Source organism: Sphingopyxis fribergensis (assembly GCF_000803645.1).
GTDB lineage: Bacteria > Pseudomonadota > Alphaproteobacteria > Sphingomonadales > Sphingomonadaceae > Sphingopyxis > Sphingopyxis fribergensis.
In genome coordinates, this window is the sequence record NZ_CP009122.1 from 4,503,705 (window position 1) to 4,527,545 (window position 23,841).

The window sequence follows — 23,841 nt, forward strand, 5'->3', positions numbered from 1 at the left end:
CCGTTCTAGCGCGCGAAGAGTTTAGACGGAGGACCAAGGTGGACGCGGCGCAGGCGGTACATGAAAAATTCTTGGCGGCGCTGGCCGAGGGCAGCCTCCCCGGTCGTGCCGATGCGCCCGATCCCGCGATGGTCGGTCTGTCGCGCGCGGAGGCGACCGACATCTTCCTCTCGCAACTGACCAGCCGCCAGATGGACCGGCTGTCGCGCCATCTGCAGGCGCGCGGCGAGGGCTTCTATACGATTGGGTCGTCGGGGCACGAAGGCAATGCCGCGGTCGCCGCGGCGCTGCGCGTCACCGACATGGCGTTTCTTCACTATCGCTCGAACGCGTTTCAGCTTCACCGCGCGCGCTCGGTCCCCGGACAGACGCCGACATGGGACATGCTGCTGAGCTTTGCCGCTTCGGCCGAAGACCCGATCTCGGGTGGACGGCATAAGGTCATCGGATCGAAGCCACTCAACATCCCGCCGCAGACCTCGACGATCGCCTCGCATTTGCCGAAAACGGTCGGCGCCGCTTTCTCGATCGGGATCGCGCGGCGGCTCGGCATGACCGGGCTGCCGCTCCCCGACGATGCGGTCGTGCTGGCGAGCTTCGGCGACGCCTCGGCGAACCATTCGACCGCGCAGGGCGCGTTCAACACCGCGGGCTGGGCGGCGTTCCAGGGCTCGCCGATGCCACTGATCTTCCTCTGCGAAGACAATGGCATCGGCATTTCGACGCGCACCCCGACGGGGTGGATCGAGGCGCAGTTCCGCCACCGCGCGGGGCTTCACTATATCAAATGCGACGGCACCGACCTGGTGTCGGCTTATGCGGGGGCTGCGGAAGCGGCCGACTATGCGCGCCGCAATCGCAAGCCTGTCTTCCTCCATATGGCGACGGTGCGGCTTTACGGTCACGCCGGATCGGACGTGCAGGGCGCCTATCTGCCCAAGGCGCTGATCGAGGCCGACGAAGCGCGCGACCCGCTGCTCGCCGGCGCGGCGCTGATGGCCGAACATGGCTGGATGACGCCGACGGAAATCGCCGAAACCTATGAGGATATCGGCGCGACGCTCGCGCGGCAGGCCGAGGCGGCGATCCTGCGCCCCAAGATCACCCACTCGGCGCATGTGATGGACAGCCTGATCCCGCCGAAGCGTGAGGTCGCGCGGCCCAATACCCCGTCGGACGAGGATCGTAAGGCGATGTTCGGCAGCGACGCCGGCGCGATGGACAAACCGCAGCATATGGCGCGGCTTTTGAGCTGGGCGCTCGCCGACCTGATGCTCGCGCACAAGGAAATCGTCGTCGCGGGCGAGGATGTCGGGCCGAAGGGCGGCGTCTACAACGTTACCGCCAAGCTGCATCAGCGCTTCGGATCGGCGCGTGTCGTCAACACCTTGCTCGACGAACAGGCGATCCTCGGGCTCGCGATCGGCATGGCGCACAACGGCTTCCTGCCGATGCCCGAGATCCAGTTTCTTGCCTATGTGCACAATGCCGAGGACCAGATCCGCGGCGAGGCGGCGACATTGAGCTTCTTCTCCGACGGGCAGTACACCAACCCGATGGTGCTCCGCATCGCGGGGCTGGGCTACCAAAAGGGCTTCGGCGGCCATTTTCACAACGACAACAGCCTTGCTGTCTTCCGCGACATTCCGGGCGTGATCCTCGCGGTGCCGTCGAACGGGCGCGATGCGGTGGCGATGCTGCGCGAATGCGTCCGCCTGGCGCGCGAGGAACAGCGCGTCGTCGTCTTTGTCGAGCCGATCGCGCTCTATATGACGCGCGACCTGCACGAAGAGGGCGATGGCCTGTGGACCAGCGTCTATGAAGCCCCCGGCGACGGCGCACCGATCCGCTTCGGCGACGTCGGGGTGCAGGGCAATGGCACCGACCTTGCGATCGTCACTTATGGCAACGGATATTATCTGTCGCGCCAGGCCGAGAGACTGCTCGCCGCCGACGGCGTCAAGGCGCGCGTCATCGACCTGCGCTGGCTCGGCCCCGTCGATGAGGACAAGCTCGTTGCTGCGGTTGGCGACGCCAGCCGCATCCTGATCGTCGACGAATGCCGCATCACCGGGTCGCAGAGCGAGGCGCTGATGGCGACGTTCGTCGAGCGCACGCCGGGCAAGAAGCTCAAGCGCATCGCCGCCGATGACAGCTTCATTCCCTTGGGCCGCGCCGCGACGCTGACCCTGCCGAGCCGCGATTCGATCTATGCGGCCGCCAAGGAGTTGCTGGCATGAGCGCGCGCAAGACCGCGCTCGTCGTCGCCCCCGGCCGCGGCACCTATGGCAAGGGCGAGCTTGGCAGCATCGCGCGGCTGCACGGTGCGCGCTTCGGTGACCTGATCACGAATTTCGACGCGCAGCGTCGCGAACGCGGCCAGCCGACGGTGAGCGAACTCGACGGCGCCGACCGCTTCAGCGTCGCGACGCACATGCGCGGCGATGTCGCGGCGCCGCTGATCTACACCGCCACCGCGCTCGACTTTCTCAGCATCGATCGCGACAAGTTCGATATCGTTGCCGTCGCCGGCAATTCGATGGGATGGTACAGCGCGCTCGCGCTCGGCGGCGCCGTATCGTTCGAGGACGGTTTCCGGATCAGCAACGCGATGGGTCTCAACAGCCAGACGCACGGGCCGGGCGGGCAGATCCTTCTCCAAATCGTCGACGAGGATTGGCGGCCCGTACCAGGGCTGCGCGAAAGCCTGCTCGCACTCGTCGCCGACATCGCCTCGCGCTCCGGTCACGCGCTGGCGCTCTCGATCGACCTAGCCGGCATGCTCGTGCTTGCGGGCAATGAGGCGGGCCTTGCCGCGCTACTCGCCGAAGCACCGCCGACCCCCGGACGCGATCCCCTCCGCCTCGCGGGCCACGGCCCCTTCCACACCCCGCTGATGTTCGGCAGTTCGGACAAGGCGATGGCCGAACTGCCGCATTCGCTCTTCCACCGCCCCGCATTGCCGCTGATCGACGGACGCGGCCATATCTGGCGGCGCCATGCGAGCGACCCTGCCGCAATCTGGGATTATACTTTCGGCCACCAGATCCTCGCGCCCTATGATTTCGCGCTGTCGGTGCAGGTCGCGGTGAAGGAATATGCGCCCGAGGTCATCATCCTGCCCGGCCCCGGCGACACGCTGGGCGGCGCGATCGCGCAATCGCTGATCGGCATCGGCTGGCATGGAATTTCAGGCAAAGGGGATTTCGCGGCACGGCAGGCGGCCGACCCGATCCTGCTGTCGATGGGCCGCGCCGAACAGCGCGCGCGCGTTACCGGACAAGAATAAGGCCGGCAGAGGAGGGATTTCCTCTGCCGGCCGTTTGTTGCATGGGATCAGGTGGGGTTGATCCCATGCGAATGAACGGCAGCGCCCGTGGGGACCAACTCAAGGGCGGTACACCGTTCATTTTCCTTATAGGCGCTACGCGCGGCTTTCGGCCGGGTTCCACCGCGATCATGCACCAAAACGGACCGAATCGATCGAAGCGGCGCCTGCGAACTCGGCGATGAACTGTAGCCGGAGCAGTTCGGCGACATTGCCCGCGCCCGCGCGGCGCATGATGTTGGCGCGATGCACCTCGACCGTGCGCGGGCTCAGCGCCAGCTGACGCGCGATCGCCTTGTTGCCGAGCCCCGCGGCGATGGCATCCAATATGTCGCGTTCGCGCGGGGTCAGCGCCGCCAGCCGTGCTTCGGCTTCGCGGCGCCGGTCGAGTGCGCCCTGCCGTGCGCGCCAGTCGGCCAGCGCCGCATCGATCGTGCGACGGACAAGGCGCGGGTCGAGCGGTGCGGGTAACAGATCCTGCGCCCCGCCGCGCAGGATCGCGCGCGATTCTGCAATGCTCAGCTGTTCGGCGGCGACAAAGGCGGCGATTCCGCCGCGCACCGTGACATGGTCGAGCAGCGCCGCGCCATCGGTCGCGCCCGGCTGGCGCCAATGAAAGAGCAGGATTGCGCAGGAATCCCCGCCCTCGGCTTCGATCCACGCATCGGCGCTGGCAAAGCTGCGCACGATACGTTCGGAGCCCGCCGCGAGCACACGGAAACAGGCCGCCCGTTCGGTCGGATCGGGCAGGATCAGATGGATATGGCCCCCATTTTCGCTCACCTGGCGATGCTGCCCGCGAAGCCCGTTCGCGGACAGCGCGGACATATCGGGGGCGGCGCCATTTCGGAGGGCTTCGTGTTCCAGGCGGCGAAGTGACGCGCCTCCGGCCGGTTATGCGTCAGTCGGCGGGGTTATGCTTGGCGAGGAAGGTTTCGATCGAGGTCAGCAAGGTCATGCGATCGGCCTGACGCGTGAAATAATGGTCGGCAAGCGGGACCGAGACGAACTCGACAGTCTTGCCAGCCTTCGTCATCGCCGCATACATGCGCGCCGACTGGCCGTGATCGACCGTGACATCCTTCTTGCCGTGGATCAGCAGCAGCGGCGCCTTGATCCGGGCGATCGCGTTGATCGGCGACACGGCGGCGAAATCGGGGGTCATCCGCTGCCACTGGCCGCGATAGAGGCGCTCGCGCATCAGCCCTCCGAAGTCATTGACCTCGCGCCGCAAATTGGCGACGCCGTTGATCGAAATCGCGCAGCGATAGAGGTCGGGATCCTTGACCGTCCCCCACATTGCGGCATAGCCGCCGTACGAGCCGCCAACGATGCAGACGCGTTTCGGGTCGGCGATCCCCTCCTTCACCGCCCAATACACGCCGTCGCTGACATCGTCCTGCATCGCGAAGCCCAGCTGTCCCTGCCCCGCTTTTTCGAACGCCGCGCCATAGCCGGTCGAGCCGCGAAAATTGGGCTGCAGCACCGCATATCCGCGCTCGGCGAGGAACTGCGCCCAATAATCATAGGTCAGCTCGTCATGCCCCCACGGTCCGCCGTGGGGCATGACGATGAAGGGCAGGTTTTTGTCGCGCCGGCCGCGCGGCATCGTGAGCACGCCCTCGATCTCCAGCCCGTCGCGCGCCTTGTACCGGACCATCCGCCCGCGCGACAGGCGCCGGCCGCCGATCGTCTCGTTCATCGCCGCCAGCTTGACCAGATCGCCCGTCGCGGCATCGAAATAGAAAAGCAGGCCCGGGTTGTCGGGGGTGCTGAACCGGACGAGCATCTTGCTCTGATCGGCGCTGATACTCTCGATACGCACCGCCGACTGCGGCGATGCCTCTTCGAGCGTCTTCTGATGCGCCGCCATCGCCGGATCGAGCCAGCGCAGCGGGGCGTCGCGGTCGCTGGTCCGGACGCCGAGCAGCTTCGCCCCGTTCGACGCCATCAACACGCTTTCGACATTGACGCCGTCGGCGGCATAGACGGTCCGCACGGGCTTGCCGGTCGGAATGTCGACTTCGACGACCGCCGCCCGGCCGCCCTTGCTTTCCGTGATGACGAAACCATTGTTGCTGCCGGGCACGAAGTGGAAGGGCACGGTCAGTTCTTCTTCGGCGCCGAGCTTCGCGCTGTCGATGACGCGCAACGATCCCTCGCCGTTTGATCGGAACAGCAGGGTCGATTGGGTGCTTGCGTCGCGATAGCCGATGCCGAAGCGGACCTGGCCGAGATGATCGGCGCCCCAATCGAAAATGTTTGCACGCGGCCTTTCGGCGACCCGCTTGCGTCCGGTCGCCACATCGACGCGATAGACCGTCGGCCAGAAATCGGCTTCATTGCTATAGATCGAGTTTTGGGCGGCGATGAGGATTTCGGTCCCGCCGTCGGTCGGAACCCATAATATGTCGGACGCATTCTGCCCGCCGCTGTCCCAGAGCAGCTTGGTGATCTTGCCCGTGCCGCGATTGATGCCGATCGCGCGCGAAATATACCAGCGATCTCCCTCGACGGGCATCAGCGCATACAGGCCGACGATGATATTGTCGTTTCCGACCCAGCGGATCCACGCGACCTGCGTCTGGTCGGGAACCGCGACGATGATCGGTTTCGACCGGTCGCCGCGCACGGGCATCATCAGGATCCGCTGCTCGCCCCCTATCCCGAACAGCCCCGCGATATGCGTGCCGTCGGGCGACAGGTCGACATCTTCGACGAAAGGAAGCTCGGCAAAGGCGCTGGTCGGCAGCGGGGTGAAAGCGGGCGCGACGGGCGGCGATTTGAAATCCGCCGCGGCCAGCGCGCCCGAAGGCATAAGCAGCGCCGCCGCCAGCAGATATTCACCCCACGTCGCGCGCGCCATGCCCCGCTTATGCCCGCTCGCAAGCCGCAACGCATCCTCCCCCCGAAGACCGACAGTATATCGTCGGCGGCTACTTTCGCGAAGTCGTTGAAAAAATCAAATATTACTGATCGCGAGACGCGTGTCGTGGCGACAGTGACCGGCCTCTCGCTGGCAACGGACTGAAAACCATTGCAGCCGCCACCTTCGCGTTGATCCGATCATTGTTTTTGGGACCTTCAGCGGAAGGATTTTGGTGACCCCTACGGGCACCCGGCTGTCGTGGCAAGGTATTGAATTTACACCGGTATCTTTCCGATTCGTGATTTCTATACCATCATAAATGCCATCTGCCCAATGGACTTATATAGGCCGAAATGACTTTGCGCTGCCAGAGAGCTGACTCTTTGTTGGGCGGCGATGGAGCTGGCCGATCCGGTCGCGGATGCACTTCACCGGAACGGTTGTCCTTGGCAAGGACCTGTTGGAAGTGTAAATTGCCAGCTGAACCGGTGACCGTAAGTGGTCACCAGTCAGGCGATTTATCTCATTGATTTTATAAAATCAAATTATAAGAATCCAAACCGATACTACGAATGTTCCCACATTTTGAGTGGGCATAAATGAGTGGTTCTGGGTATTGGCGGAATGCTTTCACAGATTTTTTTCTGCTCCCACGACTTCGTGCAATTAGCGGAATGGTGCGGCGGAAAATGCCCCAATTGCTGAAATCGACGCTGCAGCCGCATTGCACCGATAGATGCTACGCTTGCCAACTCTCGAAAACTGTCTTCCGGAGCTTCATACTATAGATTTTCGAGTTGATCTCTTAGTCCCTCAAGCCACGGTGCATAGGCTCGCCAGCGTTGCAATCCTTCTCCATTGATCGGCTGTCGTACTTGCTGCGCACTGGGTGTGTAGATGCTTCTTTGGTTTTCATGCGGCCGCAGGCAGGCCGCGTCGAACGGCAGATCCAGGGCTGCAAGCAACTTGCGAATTTCTGCCTCGGGGTGTTCCACAAGCCTTTCATAACCCAGACGATAAACCCGTCCCGGCCGAACCCGTTCCAGATGATCCATCAAGTGGGCATAGTCGGAATGATACCGGCCAAGATCGGCCAAGTTGGCTGGAAAGCTCGTGTGGCGATTGAAATAGGTCGTGAAGTTCGACAGACAGCACGCCATGGGATCGCGACGGACGTCGATGATCTTTGCCTTAGGCAAGATAAGTAGGATCAAGGGAACAAGCTGCCAATTAGCGGGCATCTTGTCGGTGAAGAACGGGCGGTCGGTTCGCCGGTAGCGCCGCGTCGAGATGATGTAGCTGTCGCCGATCTCGCGTAGCTGTGGGGCCGGCAGGGCGGCAATGACGCCGGGCAAGGCGGCGTTTGATATCTCACGGCCAGCAATCTGCTGCGCGATATTCCGCAGTTCGAACAATTCGCCAAGATTCTCCACCATCGGATGGCTCGCGAGGATTTGCTCGACCAAAGTGGAGCCCGCGCGCGGCATGCCGACGATGAAGATCGGCGCATCGGTTTCGTTCCCATGCCCGGCGCGAGCATCGAACAAGGTGGACGTGAAAGCCGCTTCCGCTGCCCTGACGAAATCCTCCGTCGCCTGCGGGTCATAATGGATGAGCAAGCCGCGCACGCGATTCGCATCTTCATAGCGCCGGAACGACTCCTCATATCGGCCCTGGTCACCGAGCGCCTTGCCAAGGGCGAAGCCAAGCCGGACCCTGTCCAGACCCGGTTTGGCCTTTTCCATCGCCCGTTCCATCAACATGACGTCATCCGCGCTGAGCCGAACGACACGCAAATTAGCGAGACCCCACCAGGCAAGGCCGCTGGCGGGATCGAGGTCGAGGGCCTTGCGATAGGCGGCAACGGCTTGATCGAGATGCCCGGCGGTCTGCAATGCGTCGGCATAGCTGATCTGCGGAATAGCGGCGCCAGGGGTGCGAGCGATCAGTTGCCGGAGCACGGGCAGCGCCTCGTCCGCGCGACGTTCAGCCGTCAGCGTCGCCGCTTTGAGCGACAGCGCCCAGACAGGTCCGTCGCCGGCGCCAATCAACTCGTCCAGCAGCCCAAGCGCCTCGGCGGCACGCCCCTGGCGACCAAGCAAGGTACACAGATCGGCGTGGGCAAGCACGAAGCCCGGCGCTTGGCAGATCGCGCCACGGAGCAATCGCTCGGCATCGGCAAAATGCCCCGTTGCGACGGCGACGGCAGCCAGAAGGCGCAACGCATCGGGGTTTTCGGGGGAGACCACAAGGCTGGAACGGATCAGCTGTTCAGCACGCGTCAGTTGGTTGTCATTCAGGGCACGCGCCGCTTCAGCCAACATTTGGGTCTGCGCCGTCAACGAAGCAATTTGAGGACGTCGATAACGCGCTGAATCGCTATGGGGCATGTTCCGCGCGGTCGGATCGAGGGCGACAGCATCTGCATATCCTAGGCCGATTTCTCAGCAAAAATAGTCGGGTGCTTTGAATTTTGCAACTATTTACAGGCCTTAGTAACAAATTGATAACTCTGACATTGTTTAACGCCTATCCAGGTCACCTCCTATCGGGTCGCTAGCACACTTCGCAACGCCATCGGATCGGAAAGGGCACCGAAGGGCAAACTGCTGGTGACGGCAGGACGCAAAGTCTCCGGACGCTTCGAAAGAGAGTTAGCAGGGTTACTGGCAGGGGGTATGATGATCGCGACGGTTAAACCGTGCTGGCACGCCAGCCATTTGCAAGCGCCTGGGCGCGCTGTCATCCCTGACCTTGGTCCCGATCGTCAAAATTCTCGTGGTGTGCCGTCCTGATCGGGCGGCGCTCCGTCGTGTCTGAAATCCAACAATAACAACGAGGGGTCGATGAGCAACAGCAACAATAAGGCGCGCCGCGCGAGCGGAGCCAGTGCCTTCTCGCGTCGTCTGCTTTGCGGCGCCTCGCTGGCGGCGCTGATCGCCCTCGGCGCACCGTCGATCGCCCGAGCGCAGGACCAGGATCGTTACTGGGACGCCAACGGGACCAATCCCGGCAGCGGCGGCAACGGCACCTGGGACACCAGCTCGCCGGTCTGGAGCCAGGCAAATAGCGATGTGCTCGGTCCCTATCAAACGTGGGACAATGCCGCGCTGGACAATGCCATTTTCGGCATCACCGCGACCGGCACAACGACGACAGCAGGCTCGGTCACCCTCACCGCGCCGATCACCGTCCACAACATGACGTTTCAGACCGTCAACGGCTGGGTGCTGGGCGGCAGCACGCTGACACTTGCCGGCACTGCCCCCACGCTGACGATCAACGGCGACACCACCATCAATTCGATTCTTGCCGGAACGGCGGGCCTGACCAAGCTTGGATCGCGGACCTTGACGCTGACCGGCGCCAACACATTCAGCGGCGGGATCACTCTCGGCGGCGGCGCGCTGCGGGCCTCGACCGACGCCTCACTCGGTGCGCTCAGCAATAACATCGCGGTGACGGCCAGTTCAACCTTGCAGATCAATTCCGACGCGACGGCACGCACCGTTAACATCGGCACCGGGGCGACGCTGACGCTGATGGGAAGCGGTGTCGGGTCGGCTCTGCTCACTGGCGCTGGCGGCATTTCCGTTGGAACGACGGGTCCCGTCCGTCTGACCAACGACGCCAGCACTTATACCGGATCGACGCGATTCAACGGCTGTAACGGGGTGTGCTCCACCTATTTCTCGTCGATCGGCAATCTCGGCGAGGCAAGTTCGCTGGGCGCGCCGACGGACGCGATTTCGGGTACCATCCTGTTCGCCCAAACCAGCCAATATTCCGACAGTGTCATCTATACCGGCGACGGCGACAGTTCCAACCGCAACTGGACCCTTCAGGGGAGCACGGCGATCATCCGCAACCAGGGTTCGGGAACCCTGACGATCACCGGCAACGTCACCACCAATGGTGGCGCCAACTACAGCGCCGAAAGCGCGGACTTCCAGTTGCTGGGGACGCTGAGCGGCGCCAACTACAGCTTCGGCGGCCTGGCTGGCCGGACGATCACGCTGGGCGGCGCCAACGACTATACCGGCAGCAGCTCGATCGGTGCGATCACGGTCAAGGCGCCGGTGCTGGCGGATGCCGGGGTCGTCAGTTCGCTGGGCGCGGGCACCAGCGCTATCGCGCTCTCCAGCAACGGCGCGCTGAGCTATACCGGCGCCGGCGCGAGCAGCAACCGTTCCTGGGTCATTGCCAACACTTCGGGCACCATTTCCAACGATGGCACCGGCGCCCTGAACCTGAGCGGTGCTGTCGCGCTGGGCACCGCCGCCACCGACAACTTCACGCTGGGCGGCAGCTTTGCCGGCACGAACACCCTGTCGGGCGTCATTTCGGGCACCGGCAATATTGTCAGCAGCGGCAGTGGCACCTGGATATTGGGCGGCGCCAACAGCTTCAGCGGCAATGTGGTCGTCAATAGCGGCACGTTGCAGGCCGGGAGTGCCACCGCATTCGGCGCCACCAAGAGCGTGACCGTCAATGGCGGCATCCTGGACCTGAACGATTTCAGCTTCTGGACGCCGACCTTGAATGGCACCGGCGGCAGTATCGCGCTGGGCGCGAGCGGGACACTGACCGTCAACGGCACGGTGGCCAGCAGCTATGCCGGCACGATCACCGGCGGCGGCGGGCTGTTGAAGATGGGCAACGGCACGCTGACGCTGACCGGCGCCAGCAGCTACACCGGTGCAACGACCATTGTCGGCGGCGCTCTGGCGCTCGATTTCTCCGGCGTGGGCGGTCCGGCGAGTAACATCCTTTCCAGCGCATCGACGCTCAACTTGTCGGGCGGCACGTTGCGCGCGATCGGCGCGGCCGGGGAAGCGAACAGCCAGAGCCTCAGCGCCATCAATGTCATGGCGGGCAGCAACACCCTGCGCGCGGACTCGGGTGCGGGTGGCAGCCTCTCGCTCAATCTCGGCGCGATCAACCGTAGCGGCGGCCTCGTCAATTTCATCGTGCCGACCAGCGGCGCGATCACGACAAGCCATGCCGACGGCCTGCTTGGCGGATGGGCCACGGTCAATAGCTCGGACTATGCGAAGGTTCTGGGTGGCACCATCACGGCGTTCGCCGAAAGCGACTATGCCTCCAAGGACGATGCGGCCACCTGGATCGATGGCGATATCGTCACGGATACCGAGGGCGCTGCCGATACGCCGTTCTTCGGCACGGTGACCACCGGCCGGCAACTGGGCGGCCTGCGCTACACCGCGGCGGCGGACTCGACGGTGACCATCGCTGCGGGGCAGACGCTCGGCATCGACGGTACGATCATCGCCGCCCCTTCGGTCGGCAATTTCAACCAGACGATCACCGGCGGCTCGCTGACCGGCGGCGCCGGCGGCGGCACCTTGGGCGTGCAGCAGAACGGTGGCGGCATCTTCACCATCGCCTCGACCATCATCGACAACGGTGGCGCGACCGGCTTCGTGAAGGGCGGCAGCGGCGCGGTTCGGCTGGCCGGCGCCAACGGCTATACCGGCGGCACGACGCTGAGCGGCGGCCGGCTGGAAGTGAACAGCCTTGCCAATGGCGGCGTCGCCAGCAGCATCGGCGCGTCCTCCGGCGCGTCGTCCAACCTCGTGCTGGAAGGCGGCACGCTCGCTTATGTCGGCGGGACGGATGTCGTGTCGGATCGCGGCTTCACGCTGGTCAATGGCGGCGCCGGCGCGCCCACCATCGAAGTCAATACAGGGCGGAGCGTCGAATTCTCCGGGCAGGTGACAAGCCCCGATGACGCCGGGCTTACCAAGACCGGCTGGGGCACGCTTGTCCTTTCCAATCCCAACAACGACTATGTCGGCGTGACGACGATCAGCGGCTCGGGCGCCGGCGGCGCCAGCACGCTGTCCGTCGGCACACTGGCCAATGGCGGCGGTGCGAGTGGTATCGGCGCCGCCGGCGCGGACTCCGCCAACCTCATTCTCGATGCCGGCGGGCGCCTCCAATATACGGGCGGCAATGTCGCCATCGATCGCGGCTTCAGCCTGACCAACGGCGGCGGCCGCATCGATGTCAGCCAGGCGACGACCACGCTGACCGTCAGCGGCGCCGCGATCGGCACCGGCCAGTTCATCAAGGATGGTGACGGCACGCTGATCCTGTCCGGCACCAACAGCTATACCGGCGGCACGCATCTGACCGCGGGCACGCTCCGCGCCGGCTCCACCCAGGCTTTCGGAGGCAATGCGGCAGGCACGGGCGCGGGCGCGATGACCGTCGACGCCGGTGCGACCCTGGATCTTGCCGGCAAGAGCAATTTCGTGGGCGGCCTCAATGGCGGCGGGAACGTGCTGCTGGGCGCGGCCACGCTCAACATCAACAGCAGCGGCACCTTCACGGGCACGATCAGCGGCAGCGGCGGCATTGGCGTGACACGCTTCACCCAGGTCATGACCGGCTGCAACAACAGCTATACCGGTGTGACCACCGTCGTTTCCGGGCTGAGCACCGATTGCTTGGCCAATGGCGGGCAGGTGAGCGGCATCGGGGCTGCCAGCGCCGCCCCGACCAGTCTTGTCCTGAATGGCGGCTCGCTGAACTATACCGGCGCCTCCGTCAGCATCGATCGGGGCTTCGCCACCACATCCGGGCAGATCAACGTCACCAATGCGGCGACGACGCTGACACTGACCGGCACCACGACGGGCGGTTCGTTCACCAAGGAAGGCGCGGGCACGCTCGTGCTGTCGGGCACCACCACCCGCAACAGTACAACCCAGGTCAACAACGGGATTCTGCGCGCCGGAACGATCAATGCGTTCGGCACCGGCGGCGCCAGCTTCGCCAACGCTGCGGGCGCGGTGCTCGATCTCAATGGGTTCGACACGACCATTGGCTTCCTGAACGGCGGCGGCGCGGCCGGCGGCAATGTCACGCTGGGCGGTGCGACCCTGACGGTCGGCGCCAGCAACGGCAATTACGCCGGCGCAATCAGCGGCACCGGCAATCTCATCAAGACCAGCGGAGGTAACCAGACGCTGGCGAACTGCGCCAACAGCTATGACGGCATCACGACCGTGGCGGGCGGCGTGCTGGGCGTGAACTGCCTGACCGCCGGCGGCGTCAACAGCTCGATCGGTACCTCGAGCAGCGATGCGGGCAATCTGGTCATCAACGGCGGCACGCTGCGCTATCTGGGGACGGGCGACAGCACCGACCGGCAGTTCACGCTCGGTACGGGCGGCGGCAGGATCGATGCGTCGGGCACGGGCACCCTAGCCTTCACCAGCACCGCGGCCGTCACGCTCGCGGGCGCCGGCAATCGCACGCTGACGCTGGGCGGCACCAACACCGGCGACAACATCCTGGCGGCGCAGGTCACCAATCCCGGCACGGGCACGACCTCGCTGACCAAGACCGATGCCGGCACCTGGCGGCTGACCAACCAGGCCAGCAACTATACCGGCGTGACGACGATTAGCGGCGGCGTGCTGAGCGTCGATAAGCTCTCCGATGGCGGCGTCGCCAGCAGCATCGGCATGTCCTCCAACGCTGCCGCGAACCTGGTGATCGGATCGGGCGGCACGCTGCGCTATACCGGCACGGGCGATACGACCGACCGGCAGTTCACGCTGGGCGTGGGCACGACCGCGATCGAGTCCTCGGGCAGCGGCGCGGTGGTGTTCAACAATACCGGCGCGGTGTCCTATTCCGGAAACGGCGCGCGCGTGGTGTCGCTGGGCGGCACCAACGCCGGCGACAACGTCATGGGGGCCAGCATCGGCAACCAGAATGCCACGGTGCTGACCTCGCTTGCCAAGAACGATGCGGGGCTCTGGATCCTGACAGGCGACAACAGCTATACCGGCGTCACCAACATCAACGCTGGTACGTTGATCCTGGGCAATGGCGGCACCACCGGGTCGATCGTCAGCGGTACGGTCAATGATTTCGGTGTGCTGGGCTTCAACCGGTCCGACAGCTACACCTATGCCGGCGTCATCCAGGGCACCGGCGCCGTCAGCCAGTCCGGCGCGGGCACGACCATCCTGACCGGCGACAGCAGTTATACGGGCGGCACGACGATCACGGCCGGCACGCTCCAGCTCGGCAATGGCGGCACCACCGGCTCGATCGTCGGCGATGTGGCGAATAACGGCGCGTTCGTGTTCAACCGGTCGAACGACCTGACCTTTGCAGGCGTGATCTCGGGCACGGGCGTGGTCCGGCAGGACGGGACCGGCACGACCATCCTGTCCGGCACGAATAGCTATGCCGGCGGCACCATCATCAATGCCGGCACAATCCAGGTCTCGGCCGACGCCAATCTCGGCGCGGCCAGCGGCGGCCTGACCTTCAACGGCGCGACGCTGCGCAGCACGGCGAATATTGCCAGTAGCCGCAATGCGTCCCTCGTCGACGATGGCACGATCCTGACCGACGCCGGCACCAGCTTCGACCTGAGCGGCGTCGTGTCCGGCGCCGGCGGGCTGACCAAGGCGGGGGCGGGCACGCTGACCCTGACGGCGGCCGACACCTATACGGGCGGCACCACGATCACGGCCGGCACGCTCCAGATCGGTAACGGCGGCACGACCGGCTCGATCGTCGGCAATGTCGCGAATGCCGGCGCGCTGGTGTTCAACAGGTCTGACGAGATCGGCTTCGCCGGCGTCATTTCCGGCAGCGGCTCGGTGACCCAGGCGGGCACCGGCACGACCATCCTGACCGGCGCCAACAACTATCTGGGCGCAACCAACGTCAATGCGGGGACGCTGCGGATCAATGGCGATCAGTCGGCCGCGACCGGCCTGGTCACGGTCGCGAACGGCGCGACCCTGGGTGGTTCGGGGATCATCGGCGGCAGCGTCCTCGTCCAGAATGGCGGCACGCTGGCGCCGGGCAACAGCCCCGGCACGCTGACCATCGACAGCAACCTGACGCTGTCGGCGGGATCGGTCCTGAACTTCGAGTTCGGCGAGGCCAATGTCGCGGGCGGAGCGCTCAACGACCTCATCAATGTCGGCGGCAATCTGGTGCTGGACGGCACCATCAATGTCAGCGTGCCCACCGGCGGCACGTTCGGCGCCGGCATCTACCGCGTGTTCAACTATGGCGGCACGCTGACCGATAACGGGCTCGATCTCGGGACCATGCCCGGCGGCAGCCTCGTCGCCGTGCAGACCTCGGTCGCGGGGCAGGTCAACCTGGTGAACTCGGCGGGGCTCTCGCTCAGCTTCTGGGATGGCGATGCCGGTCCCAAGGTGAACAGCGTGGTCGACGGCGGCAACGGCACCTGGCACCTGGGCGGCACCGACAATAACTGGACCGACATGGCCGGCGGCACCAACGCCGCCTATGCCGACGGGACCATGGCGATCTTCGCCGGCGCGGCCGGCACGGTCGCGGTGGACAATGGCGGCGGTGCGGTGACGGCCTCCGGCCTGCAGTTCGCCACGAGTGGCTATCTCGTCCAGGGCGATCCGCTGACGCTGGTGGGGCCGAGCGCGGCGATCCGCGTGGGCGACGGCACGGCGGCGAGCGCGGGCTACACCGCCACCATCGCCTCCGAACTGACCGGCACCAGCGCGCTCGACAAGACCGATCTCGGCAAGCTCATCCTGACCGGCACGAACAGCTATGCGGGTGGCACGACGATCTCGGACGGCACGCTGCAAATCGGCAACGGCGGCACGAGCGGCTCGATCCCGGGCGACGTCGTCGATAACGGGACGCTGGCGTTCAACCGCTCGAACGATGTGACCTTCGCCGGCCTCGTCTCCGGCACTGGCGCGCTCGTGAAGCAGGGCGCCGGCGTCCTTACCCTCACGGGCGCCAACAGCTATGCGGGCGGCACGACGATCGATGCCGGCACGCTGCGTATCTCCAGCGACGCCAATCTCGGCGCCGCCACCGGCGGCCTGACCTTCAACGGCGGCACGCTGAACACCACGGCCGACATCACCAGCAGCCGCGATGTGGTGCTGGTGGGTGCCGGCACGATCCAGACCGGTGCGACCACGACCTTCACGCTGGGCGGCACGATCTCCGGCACGGGCAGTCTCGCCAAGACCGATCTGGGCACGCTGATCCTGACCGGGGACAACAGCTATACGGGCGGGACGACGATCACCTCGGGCAGGCTGCAACTCGGTAATGGCGGCACGACCGGCTCGATCGCCGGTAACGTGACGAACAACGCCACGCTGATCTTCAATCGCTCGAACGCCATGACGCTGGCCGGTGCGATCACGGGCGCAGGCGCCCTCGAGCAGGCCGGCTCCGGCACCACGACCCTGACCGGCACGAGCGGCTATACCGGCCAGACCCGCGTCAATAACGGCGAATTGCTTGTCGAGGGCAGCGGCAAGATCACCGGCACCACCAACTTCCGCGTTGCCGATGTTGCGGGGCAATCGGCGACGATGACGGTGACCGGCCCGGACGCGCAGGTCGTCTCCACAGGCAACAGCTCCGTCGGCAGCAGTGGCACCGGCATTCTGAACATCGAGAATGGTGGACGCGTCGCCAGCGCTGCCATTGGGATCGGCAATAGTGTAAACGGCAACGGAACGGTCAACGTCCGCGGTGTGGGCTCCAGCCTCGGCACCACCGATACCGCACAAGTGTTGGTAATCGGCGTTGCCGGGACGGGCGCGCTCAACGTCCTTGACGGCGGCACAGTCCAGGCGGCGAGTTCGGCGCGGATCGGTGCCTTGGGTTCGGCTCAGGGCGCCGTGACCGTCTCGGGGGCCGGATCGCGGTTCGAAACGGCGACCGGACTCACGCTCGCAAACACGGCTTCAACGACGGGCGTGCTGACTGTCGCGAATGGCGGCGCGGCCGTGGTCGGCAGCGGCACGCTGACGATGGGACCGGGCAATGCGGCGCTCAACATCGGCGGTGCGGAAGGGGCCGCCGCGACGGGGGCGGGCACGTTGACTGCCGCCAATGTCGTCACGAGCGCGAACGGCCGCGTCAACTTCAACCACACCGACGCCGGCTATACCTTCGCGTCGCTGATCTCGGGCACCGGCAAGGTGGACCAGAACGGTCCAGGCACCACGATCCTGACCGGCACGAACAGCTATACCGGCGGCACGACGATCAACGCCGGCACGCTGCAGATTTCGGCTGATACCAATCTGGGCGATGCCGCAGGCGGGATCACCTTCACCGGCGGCACGCTGCGCACCACGGCCGATATCACCAGCGCGCGCACTGTGGCGCTAGCGGGCGCCGGCACGGTGTTTACCGATGCGGGTACGACCTTCGAGCTTGACGGCACGATCTCGGGCGTGGGGGCGCTCACCAAGGCGGGTAACGGCACGTTCCTGCTGACGGCGGACAACAGTTATGCGGGTGGTACGACGATCTCGGGCGGCACGTTGCAGCTCGGCGATGGCGGCACGAGTGGTTCGATCCTGGGCAATGTTGCGAACAACGGCACGCTGGTGTTCGACCGTTCCGACACGCTCAACCTTGCGGGGGTCATTTCCGACACCGGCGCGGTCGTCCAGGCCGGCACCGGCACCACGATCCTGACCGGCACGAACAGCTATGCCGGCGGCACGACGATCAGCGCGGGAACGCTTCAGCTTGGTGACGGCGGCACCAGCGGTTCGATCCTGGGCGATGTGACCGATAACGCCACGCTGGCGTTCAACCGTTCCGACGACCTGACCTTTGCCAACCTCGTCTCCGGCACGGGGGCGCTGGTGAAGCAGGGCAGCGGCGCTCTCACCCTCACGGGCGCCAACAGCTACCTGGGCACGACGAGTGTCGATGCCGGAACGCTGCTGATCAATGGCGACCAGTCGACAGCGACCGGCGCTACCACCGTGAACAGCGGTGCGATGTTGGGCGGCGCGGGGATCATCGGCGGCAACGTCACCGTTGCGAGCGGCGCCAGCCTCAACCCCGGCCTTGCCGATGCGACGCCGGGCGTGCTCGCGATCAACGGCAATCTGTCGCTCGCGGGCGGCGCCACGCTCAACTATGATTTCGGCCAGGCGAATACCGTCGGCGGCGCACTCAACGATCTGATCACCGTGGGCGGCAACCTCACGCTGGGCGGCACCATCAACGTCAACGCGAGTGCCGGGGGTAGCTTCGGCCCCGGCATCTATCGCGTCATCAACTACACCGGCGCATTGACCAACAATAGTCTCGCCATCGGCACCATTCCTCCGGGTACCAATTTCTACGTGCAGACCTCGGTCGCCAATCAGGTGAACCTGATCAACACCGATGGCCTGGCGCTGCGCTTCTGGGACGGCGTCGCGGGCGGCCGCAACGACGGCATCATCACCGGCGGCAACGGCATCTGGCAGGGCACCGGCGGCAACGACAACTGGACGCTGGATGACGGTTCGATCAACGCGCCGTTCCTCGATAGCGCGTTCGCGGTCTTCCAGGGCATGAGCGGCCTTGTCACGGTCGATGGCACCCAAGGGCCGATCAATGTCGCAGGCATGCAGTTCGCGACCGGCGGCTACGACATCGTCGGCGACGCCATCAATCTTACGGGCACACAGGCGATCATCCGCATCGGCGACGGCACGGCGGCGAGTGCCGGCTATGTCGCGACCATCGGCGCGGCGCTGACGGGTGGCGCGCAGCTGGTCAAGACCGACGCTGGCACGCTGATCTTGGGCGGCACCAACAGCTATACCGGCGGCACGACGATCGACGGCGGCACGCTGCAGATCTCGAGCGACGCCAATCTGGGCGACGCGGCCGGCGGCCTTAGCTTCAACGATGGCACGCTGCACACCACCGCCGATCTCGCTGGCACCCGCGCAGTGACGCTGAACGGCACCGGGACGATCATCAGCGACGCGGGTACGACCGCGACGCTGGGAGGGGCAATTTCCGGCGGCGGGACCCTCGTCAAGGCTGGCAGCGGCACACTGATCCTGGGCGGCGCCAGCACCTATACCGGCGGCACGACGGTCGTCGGCGGAACGGTGCAGGTGTCGAGCGACTCCAATCTGGGCGATGTGTCGGGGGTGCTGTCGCTCCAGGGCGGCACGTTGCAGGCGGGTGCCGCGTTCACCTCCGCCCGCAACATTCTCGTGGGCAGCCCGACTTCCAACAGCATTGATACCCAGACGTTCGATGTCACGCTGAGCGGAACAATCGGCGATGGACCCGGCAATGCCGCCGGCGACTTCCTCAACAAGCTGGGTTCCGGCACGCTGACGCTGACGGGCGCCAACACCTATGGCAACCGCACGATCATCGCCGGGGGCACATTGGCGCTGGCGGGCGTCGGCACGATTGGCGCTGCCAACCTGGTGATCGGCTCGGGCACGGTCTTCGATATTTCCCAGACCGACACCGGCGCGAGAGTCATCCAGTTGAACGGCGCCGCCGACGGCAGCATTGCCCTTGGTTCCAAGACGCTGACGCTCGGCTTCGGCAATTCCTTCACCGACTGGACGGGCACGATCACCGATGGCGGGATCGGCGGCGGCACGGGCGGCCGCGTCGTCATCTCGGCGCCGGGCGGCGCTGTCCGCTATTTCAACGCGACCAGCTATACCGGCGGCACCACCGTCGCGGCCGGCAGCTTCGAGCTGGTGGGCAATGGCGCGCTCTATTCGGGCGGCGCGGTGGCGGTGAATGGCGGCGCGCTGTTCAACATCACCGGCCTGACTGGCGCTGGCACGACGATCGGCGACCTGAGCGGCAGCGGCGCGGTGGCGCTCGGCGACAAGTCACTCGCGCTCGGCACCGGCAACAGCACGACCTTCTCCGGCGTGATTGCCGGCAATGACGGGTCGATCGTCAAGAACGGCACCGGCACGTTCACGCTTTCCGGTGCCAACAGCTATACCGGCACGACCACCGTCAAAGCCGGCACGCTGCTGGTCAACGGCAACCAGTCGGCGGCGACGGGCCTGACGAGTGTGCTGAACAGCGCGACGCTGGGCGGCTCGGGCACGCTCGGCGGCAACGTGACGATTGCCGACGGCGGCACGCTGGCGCCCGGCAACGGCCGGGGCACGCTGACGGTCAACGGCAATCTGGCGCTGGCGGCGGGGTCGACGCTGAACTTCGAGTTCGGCCAGGCGAACACCGTAGGCGGTGCGCTCAACGATCTGGTGAATGTCGGCGGCAACCTGGCGCTCGACGGCACGCTCAATGTCAGCGTATCGACTGGCGGCTCCTTTGGCGCCGGCATCTACCGCGTGTTCAACTATGATGGCGCCCTGACCGACAATGGGCTGACGCTCGGCACCCTGCCGGCGGGCAATGTCGTCACAGTCCAGACATCGGTCGCGGGTCAGGTCAATCTGGTGAACAGCGGCGACCTGACGCTGAACTTCTGGGACGGCGATGCCGGGCCGAAGTTCAACGCCAGCGTCGATGGCGGCAACGGCATCTGGCAGGCCATAGCGGGCGGCGACAACTGGACGGATGCGGACGGCGTGGTCAACGCCGCCTATGCGAACGGCAGCTTTGCCGTCTTCATGGGGGCGCCCGGCACGGTCGCGGTGGACAATGGCGCAGGCACTGTCAGCGCCTCGGGCATGCAGTTCGCGACCAGCGGCTATCTTATCCAGGGCGACCCGTTGACGCTCGTCGGCGCCAGCGCCGACATCCGGGTCGGCGACGGCACGACGACGGGCGCGGGCTATGTCGCGACGATCGCGTCGGTCCTGACCGGCACGGCGGCGCTCAACAAGACCGATCTCGGCACGCTGATCCTGACGGGCACCAACGGTTATACCGGGGGCACGACCGTCTCGGGCGGCACGTTGCAGCTCGGCAATGGCGGCGCGACGGGCATGATCCAGGGCGATGTGGTCGATAATGGCACGCTTGCCTTCAACCGATCGGACGATGTCGCCTTCGCCAGCCTGATCGCCGGCACCGGCGCGCTGAACCAGAACGGTCCGGGCGCGCTGACTCTGACCGGTGCGAACAGCTATGCGGGGCCGACGATCGTCAACGCCGGCACGCTGTTCGTGAATGGCGACCAGTCGGCGGCGAAGGGCCTGACGACGGTCAATGGCGGCGCCACGCTGGGCGGTATCGGCATGATCGGCGGCAACGTGACGGTGGCCGATGGCGGCGTGCTGAATCCGGGCGGCATCGATGGCCTGCCGGGCACGCTGACGATCAAGGGCGGCCTGTCGCTGGCGGCGGGATCGACGATCAATGTCGCGTTCGGCCAGGCCGGCACGGTCGGCGGTCCGCTCAACGATCTGGTCGATGTCGGCGGTAATCTGACGCTCGATGGTATGCTGAACGTCGGCGTGCCGACTGGCGGCGCGTTCGATCCGGGCATCTACCGTGTGTTCAACTATGGCGGCACGCTCACCGACAACGGCTTGGCCCTTGGCACCCTGCCGGCGGGGAACGCGGTCACGGTCCAAACTTCGGTCGCGGGCCAGGTCAATCTGGTGAACAGCGGCAACCTGACGCTCAACTTCTGGGATGGAGATGCCGGGCCGAAGTTCAATGCCACCGTGGACGGCGGTAACGGCATCTGGCACGTCGCAGCCACCGGCGACAACTGGACGGATGCGAACGGCGCCGTCAATGCCGCCTATGCGAATGGCGCTTTCGCGGTGTTTGCCGGCCAGCCGGGCACTGTCACGATCGACAACAGCCAGGGCGATGTCAGCGCGGCCGGACTGCAATTCGCGGTCGATGGTTACACCATCCAGGGCGACACGCTGGCGCTCGTCGGGCCGCAATCGACCATCCGCGTCGGCGACGGTACGGCGGCCGGCAGCGCCTATACCGCCACGATCAATGCGGCGCTGACGGGTGCGACGCAACTGGTGAAGACAGATGCCGGCACCCTGAAGCTGGGCGGCATCAACAGCTACACCGGCGGCACGGCGATCAACGGCGGCACGATTGCCGTTTCGGCGGACGCCAATCTGGGCGATGCCGCGGGCGGCATCAGCGTCGACGGTGGCACGCTCAAGACCACGGCCAGCTTCACCAGCAATCGCGATTTCACGCTTGCCGGTGACGGCACGATCCTGACCGGTCAGGATACGACCTTCACGCTGGGCGGCATTCTGTCGGGTCCCGGCATCCTGACCAAGGACGGCGCTGGCACGCTGGCTGTCACCGGCGACAATAGCGGCTATGTCGCTGAGACCCGTGTCGCGCTCGGCACGCTGGCGGTCGATGGCGCGCTGGGCGGCAATGTCGATGTTACAGCGGCGGCGCGGTTGGAGGGTGTCGGCCGGGTCGGCGGCATCAGCAACGGCGGCGTGGTGGCGCCGGGCCGGGGCGGGTTCGGTACGCTGACCGTCACCGGCAACTATGTCGGCAATGGCGGCACACTGGAGATCGAGACCGCGCTGGGCGACGACGCCTCGCCGACCGACCGGTTGGTGGTGAATGGCGCGACCTCGGGCACAACCGGTGTCACAATCATCAACCGCAACGGCCTGGGTGCCCAGACGGTGGAGGGCATCAAGATCATCGACATCGCGGGCGCATCCAACGGCACTTTCACGCTGAACGGCGACTATCAGTTCCAAGGCGCGCCAGCGGTGGTGGCGGGTGCCTATGCCTATCGCCTCTACAAGAACGGCGTCACCGACCCCAATGACGGTGACTGGTATCTGCGTTCGGCGCTGACCAACCCGACGACGACCCCGATCGATCCCGACCAGCCGGTCGTGCCGCCGCCGCCGCTCTATCAGCCGGGCGTGCCGGTCTATGAAGGCTATGCGCAGACGCTGCTGGCGCTGACCGGCCTGCCGACGTTGCAGGAGCGCGTAGGCAACCGTTCCTGGGCCGGCACGCCGACCCAGGCTGGCACGGGCATCTGGGGCCGGATGGAGGGCGCGCGCCAGCGCCCGCAGCCGGTCTTCTCGACCAGCCATACCGACAAGAACATCGACAGCTGGCAGATGCAGATCGGCGTCGACCACGCCTTCGCCCAGCGGAGCGACGGCGCGGCGCTGATCGGCGGCCTCACGGCGCAATATGGCAAGGCCAATACCTCCGTCACCTCGCTGTTCGGCAATGGCGCGATCGGTGCCAAGGGCTATGGCGTCGGCGCGACGCTGACCTGGTATGGTCCCGACGGCTTCTATGCCGACGGCCAGGCGCAGGTCTCCTGGTTCACGAGCGACCTCAAGTCGAACGTGCTCGGCACGCTCGCCAGCGGCAATGACGGCATGGGCGAGGTATTCAGCCTGGAAGTGGGCAAGCGCGCGCCGATCGGCGGCAAGCTGAGCGTGACGCCGCAGATCCAGATGGCCTATGCCCATGTCAGCTTCGATCGCTTCACCGATCCCATGGGGGCGGTGGTGTCGGCGGACCAGGGCCGCAGCTTGAAAACGCGCTGGGGCCTGTCGATCGATCATCAGAACAGCTGGAGCACCGGCTCGGGCGGCAACCGCAGCAGCCATGCCTATGCGATTGTGAACCTCAACTATGAATGGCTACCCGACAGCGGCGTCAAGGTGTCCGGCACCCCCATCGTCAACCGCGAGCGGGCCCTGTGGGGCGAGTTGGGGCTGGGCGGCAGCTATAGCTGGAACGACCGGATCACGCTCTATGCCCAGGCGGCGGCCGATACGGCGGTTGCCGATTTCGGTAACGGATATAGCGTGAAGGGGACGGCTGGGATCAGAATACGATTCTAGGCGGATCGGGCGCGCTGTCGCGGTCTATGCACATCTTGCCAGTCCGACTGCGTGCT

The 23,841-nt window shown here is 65.7% G+C and carries 6 protein-coding genes and 1 riboswitch; of the genes, 3 read left to right on the forward strand and 3 right to left on the reverse strand.

Translation table 11 applies throughout. From position 1 onward, the window contains the following. The first annotated feature begins 38 nt into the window (after positions 1–38). Positions 39–2,240 (forward strand): thiamine pyrophosphate-dependent enzyme, encoded by a 2,202-nt coding sequence (locus tag SKP52_RS21205; protein WP_039578498.1) that lies wholly within the window; start codon positions 39–41, stop codon positions 2,238–2,240. Then, the gene (locus SKP52_RS21210) at positions 2,237–3,289 is read left to right on the forward strand and encodes an acyl carrier protein (RefSeq protein ID WP_039578502.1); all 1,053 of its coding nucleotides are present in this window, start codon (positions 2,237–2,239) and stop codon (positions 3,287–3,289) included. Before SKP52_RS21205 ends, SKP52_RS21210 begins: the two co-directional genes overlap by 4 nt. A 168-nt stretch (positions 3,290–3,457) precedes the next feature. On the opposite strand, the gene SKP52_RS21215 is transcribed toward SKP52_RS21210, so the two are convergent. From SKP52_RS21215 to SKP52_RS21225, 3 genes are all read right to left on the reverse strand, one after another. Further along, entirely contained in the window at positions 3,458–4,156 is a 699-nt protein-coding gene (locus SKP52_RS21215; protein ID WP_052208671.1) for a response regulator transcription factor, read from the reverse strand. Between the two features lie 73 nt (positions 4,157–4,229). Next, a complete protein-coding gene (locus SKP52_RS21220) occupies positions 4,230–6,194 on the reverse strand; it encodes an alpha/beta hydrolase family protein (protein ID WP_052208672.1) in 1,965 nt (654 codons plus the stop codon). A 785-nt stretch (positions 6,195–6,979) separates the two neighbouring features. Beyond that, positions 6,980–8,539 (reverse strand): tetratricopeptide repeat-containing sulfotransferase family protein, encoded by a 1,560-nt coding sequence (locus SKP52_RS21225; RefSeq protein WP_160292452.1) that lies wholly within the window; start codon positions 8,537–8,539, stop codon positions 6,980–6,982. 248 nt (positions 8,540–8,787) lie between these two features. Further along, positions 8,788–8,868, forward strand: a riboswitch (cyclic di-GMP riboswitch). Between the two features lie 175 nt (positions 8,869–9,043). Here SKP52_RS21225 and SKP52_RS26295 point away from each other — a divergent pair. Further along, positions 9,044–23,785, forward strand: a complete 14,742-nt coding sequence (locus SKP52_RS26295) for an autotransporter-associated beta strand repeat-containing protein (protein WP_039578508.1) — start codon at positions 9,044–9,046, stop codon at positions 23,783–23,785. Positions 23,786–23,841: the final 56 nt, after the last annotated feature.

Excerpts from the sequence above, each read along its gene's own strand:
- SKP52_RS21210 (WP_039578502.1), top strand. The coding sequence starts at position 2,237 with ATGAGCGCGCGCAAGACCGCGCTCGTCGTCGCCCCCGGCCGCGGCACC.
- SKP52_RS21215 (WP_052208671.1), bottom strand. The coding sequence starts at position 4,156 with ATGTCCGCGCTGTCCGCGAACGGGCTTCGCGGGCAGCATCGCCAGGTG.
- SKP52_RS21220 (WP_052208672.1), bottom strand. The coding sequence starts at position 6,194 with ATGGCGCGCGCGACGTGGGGTGAATATCTGCTGGCGGCGGCGCTGCTT.
- SKP52_RS26295 (WP_039578508.1), top strand. The coding sequence starts at position 9,044 with ATGAGCAACAGCAACAATAAGGCGCGCCGCGCGAGCGGAGCCAGTGCC.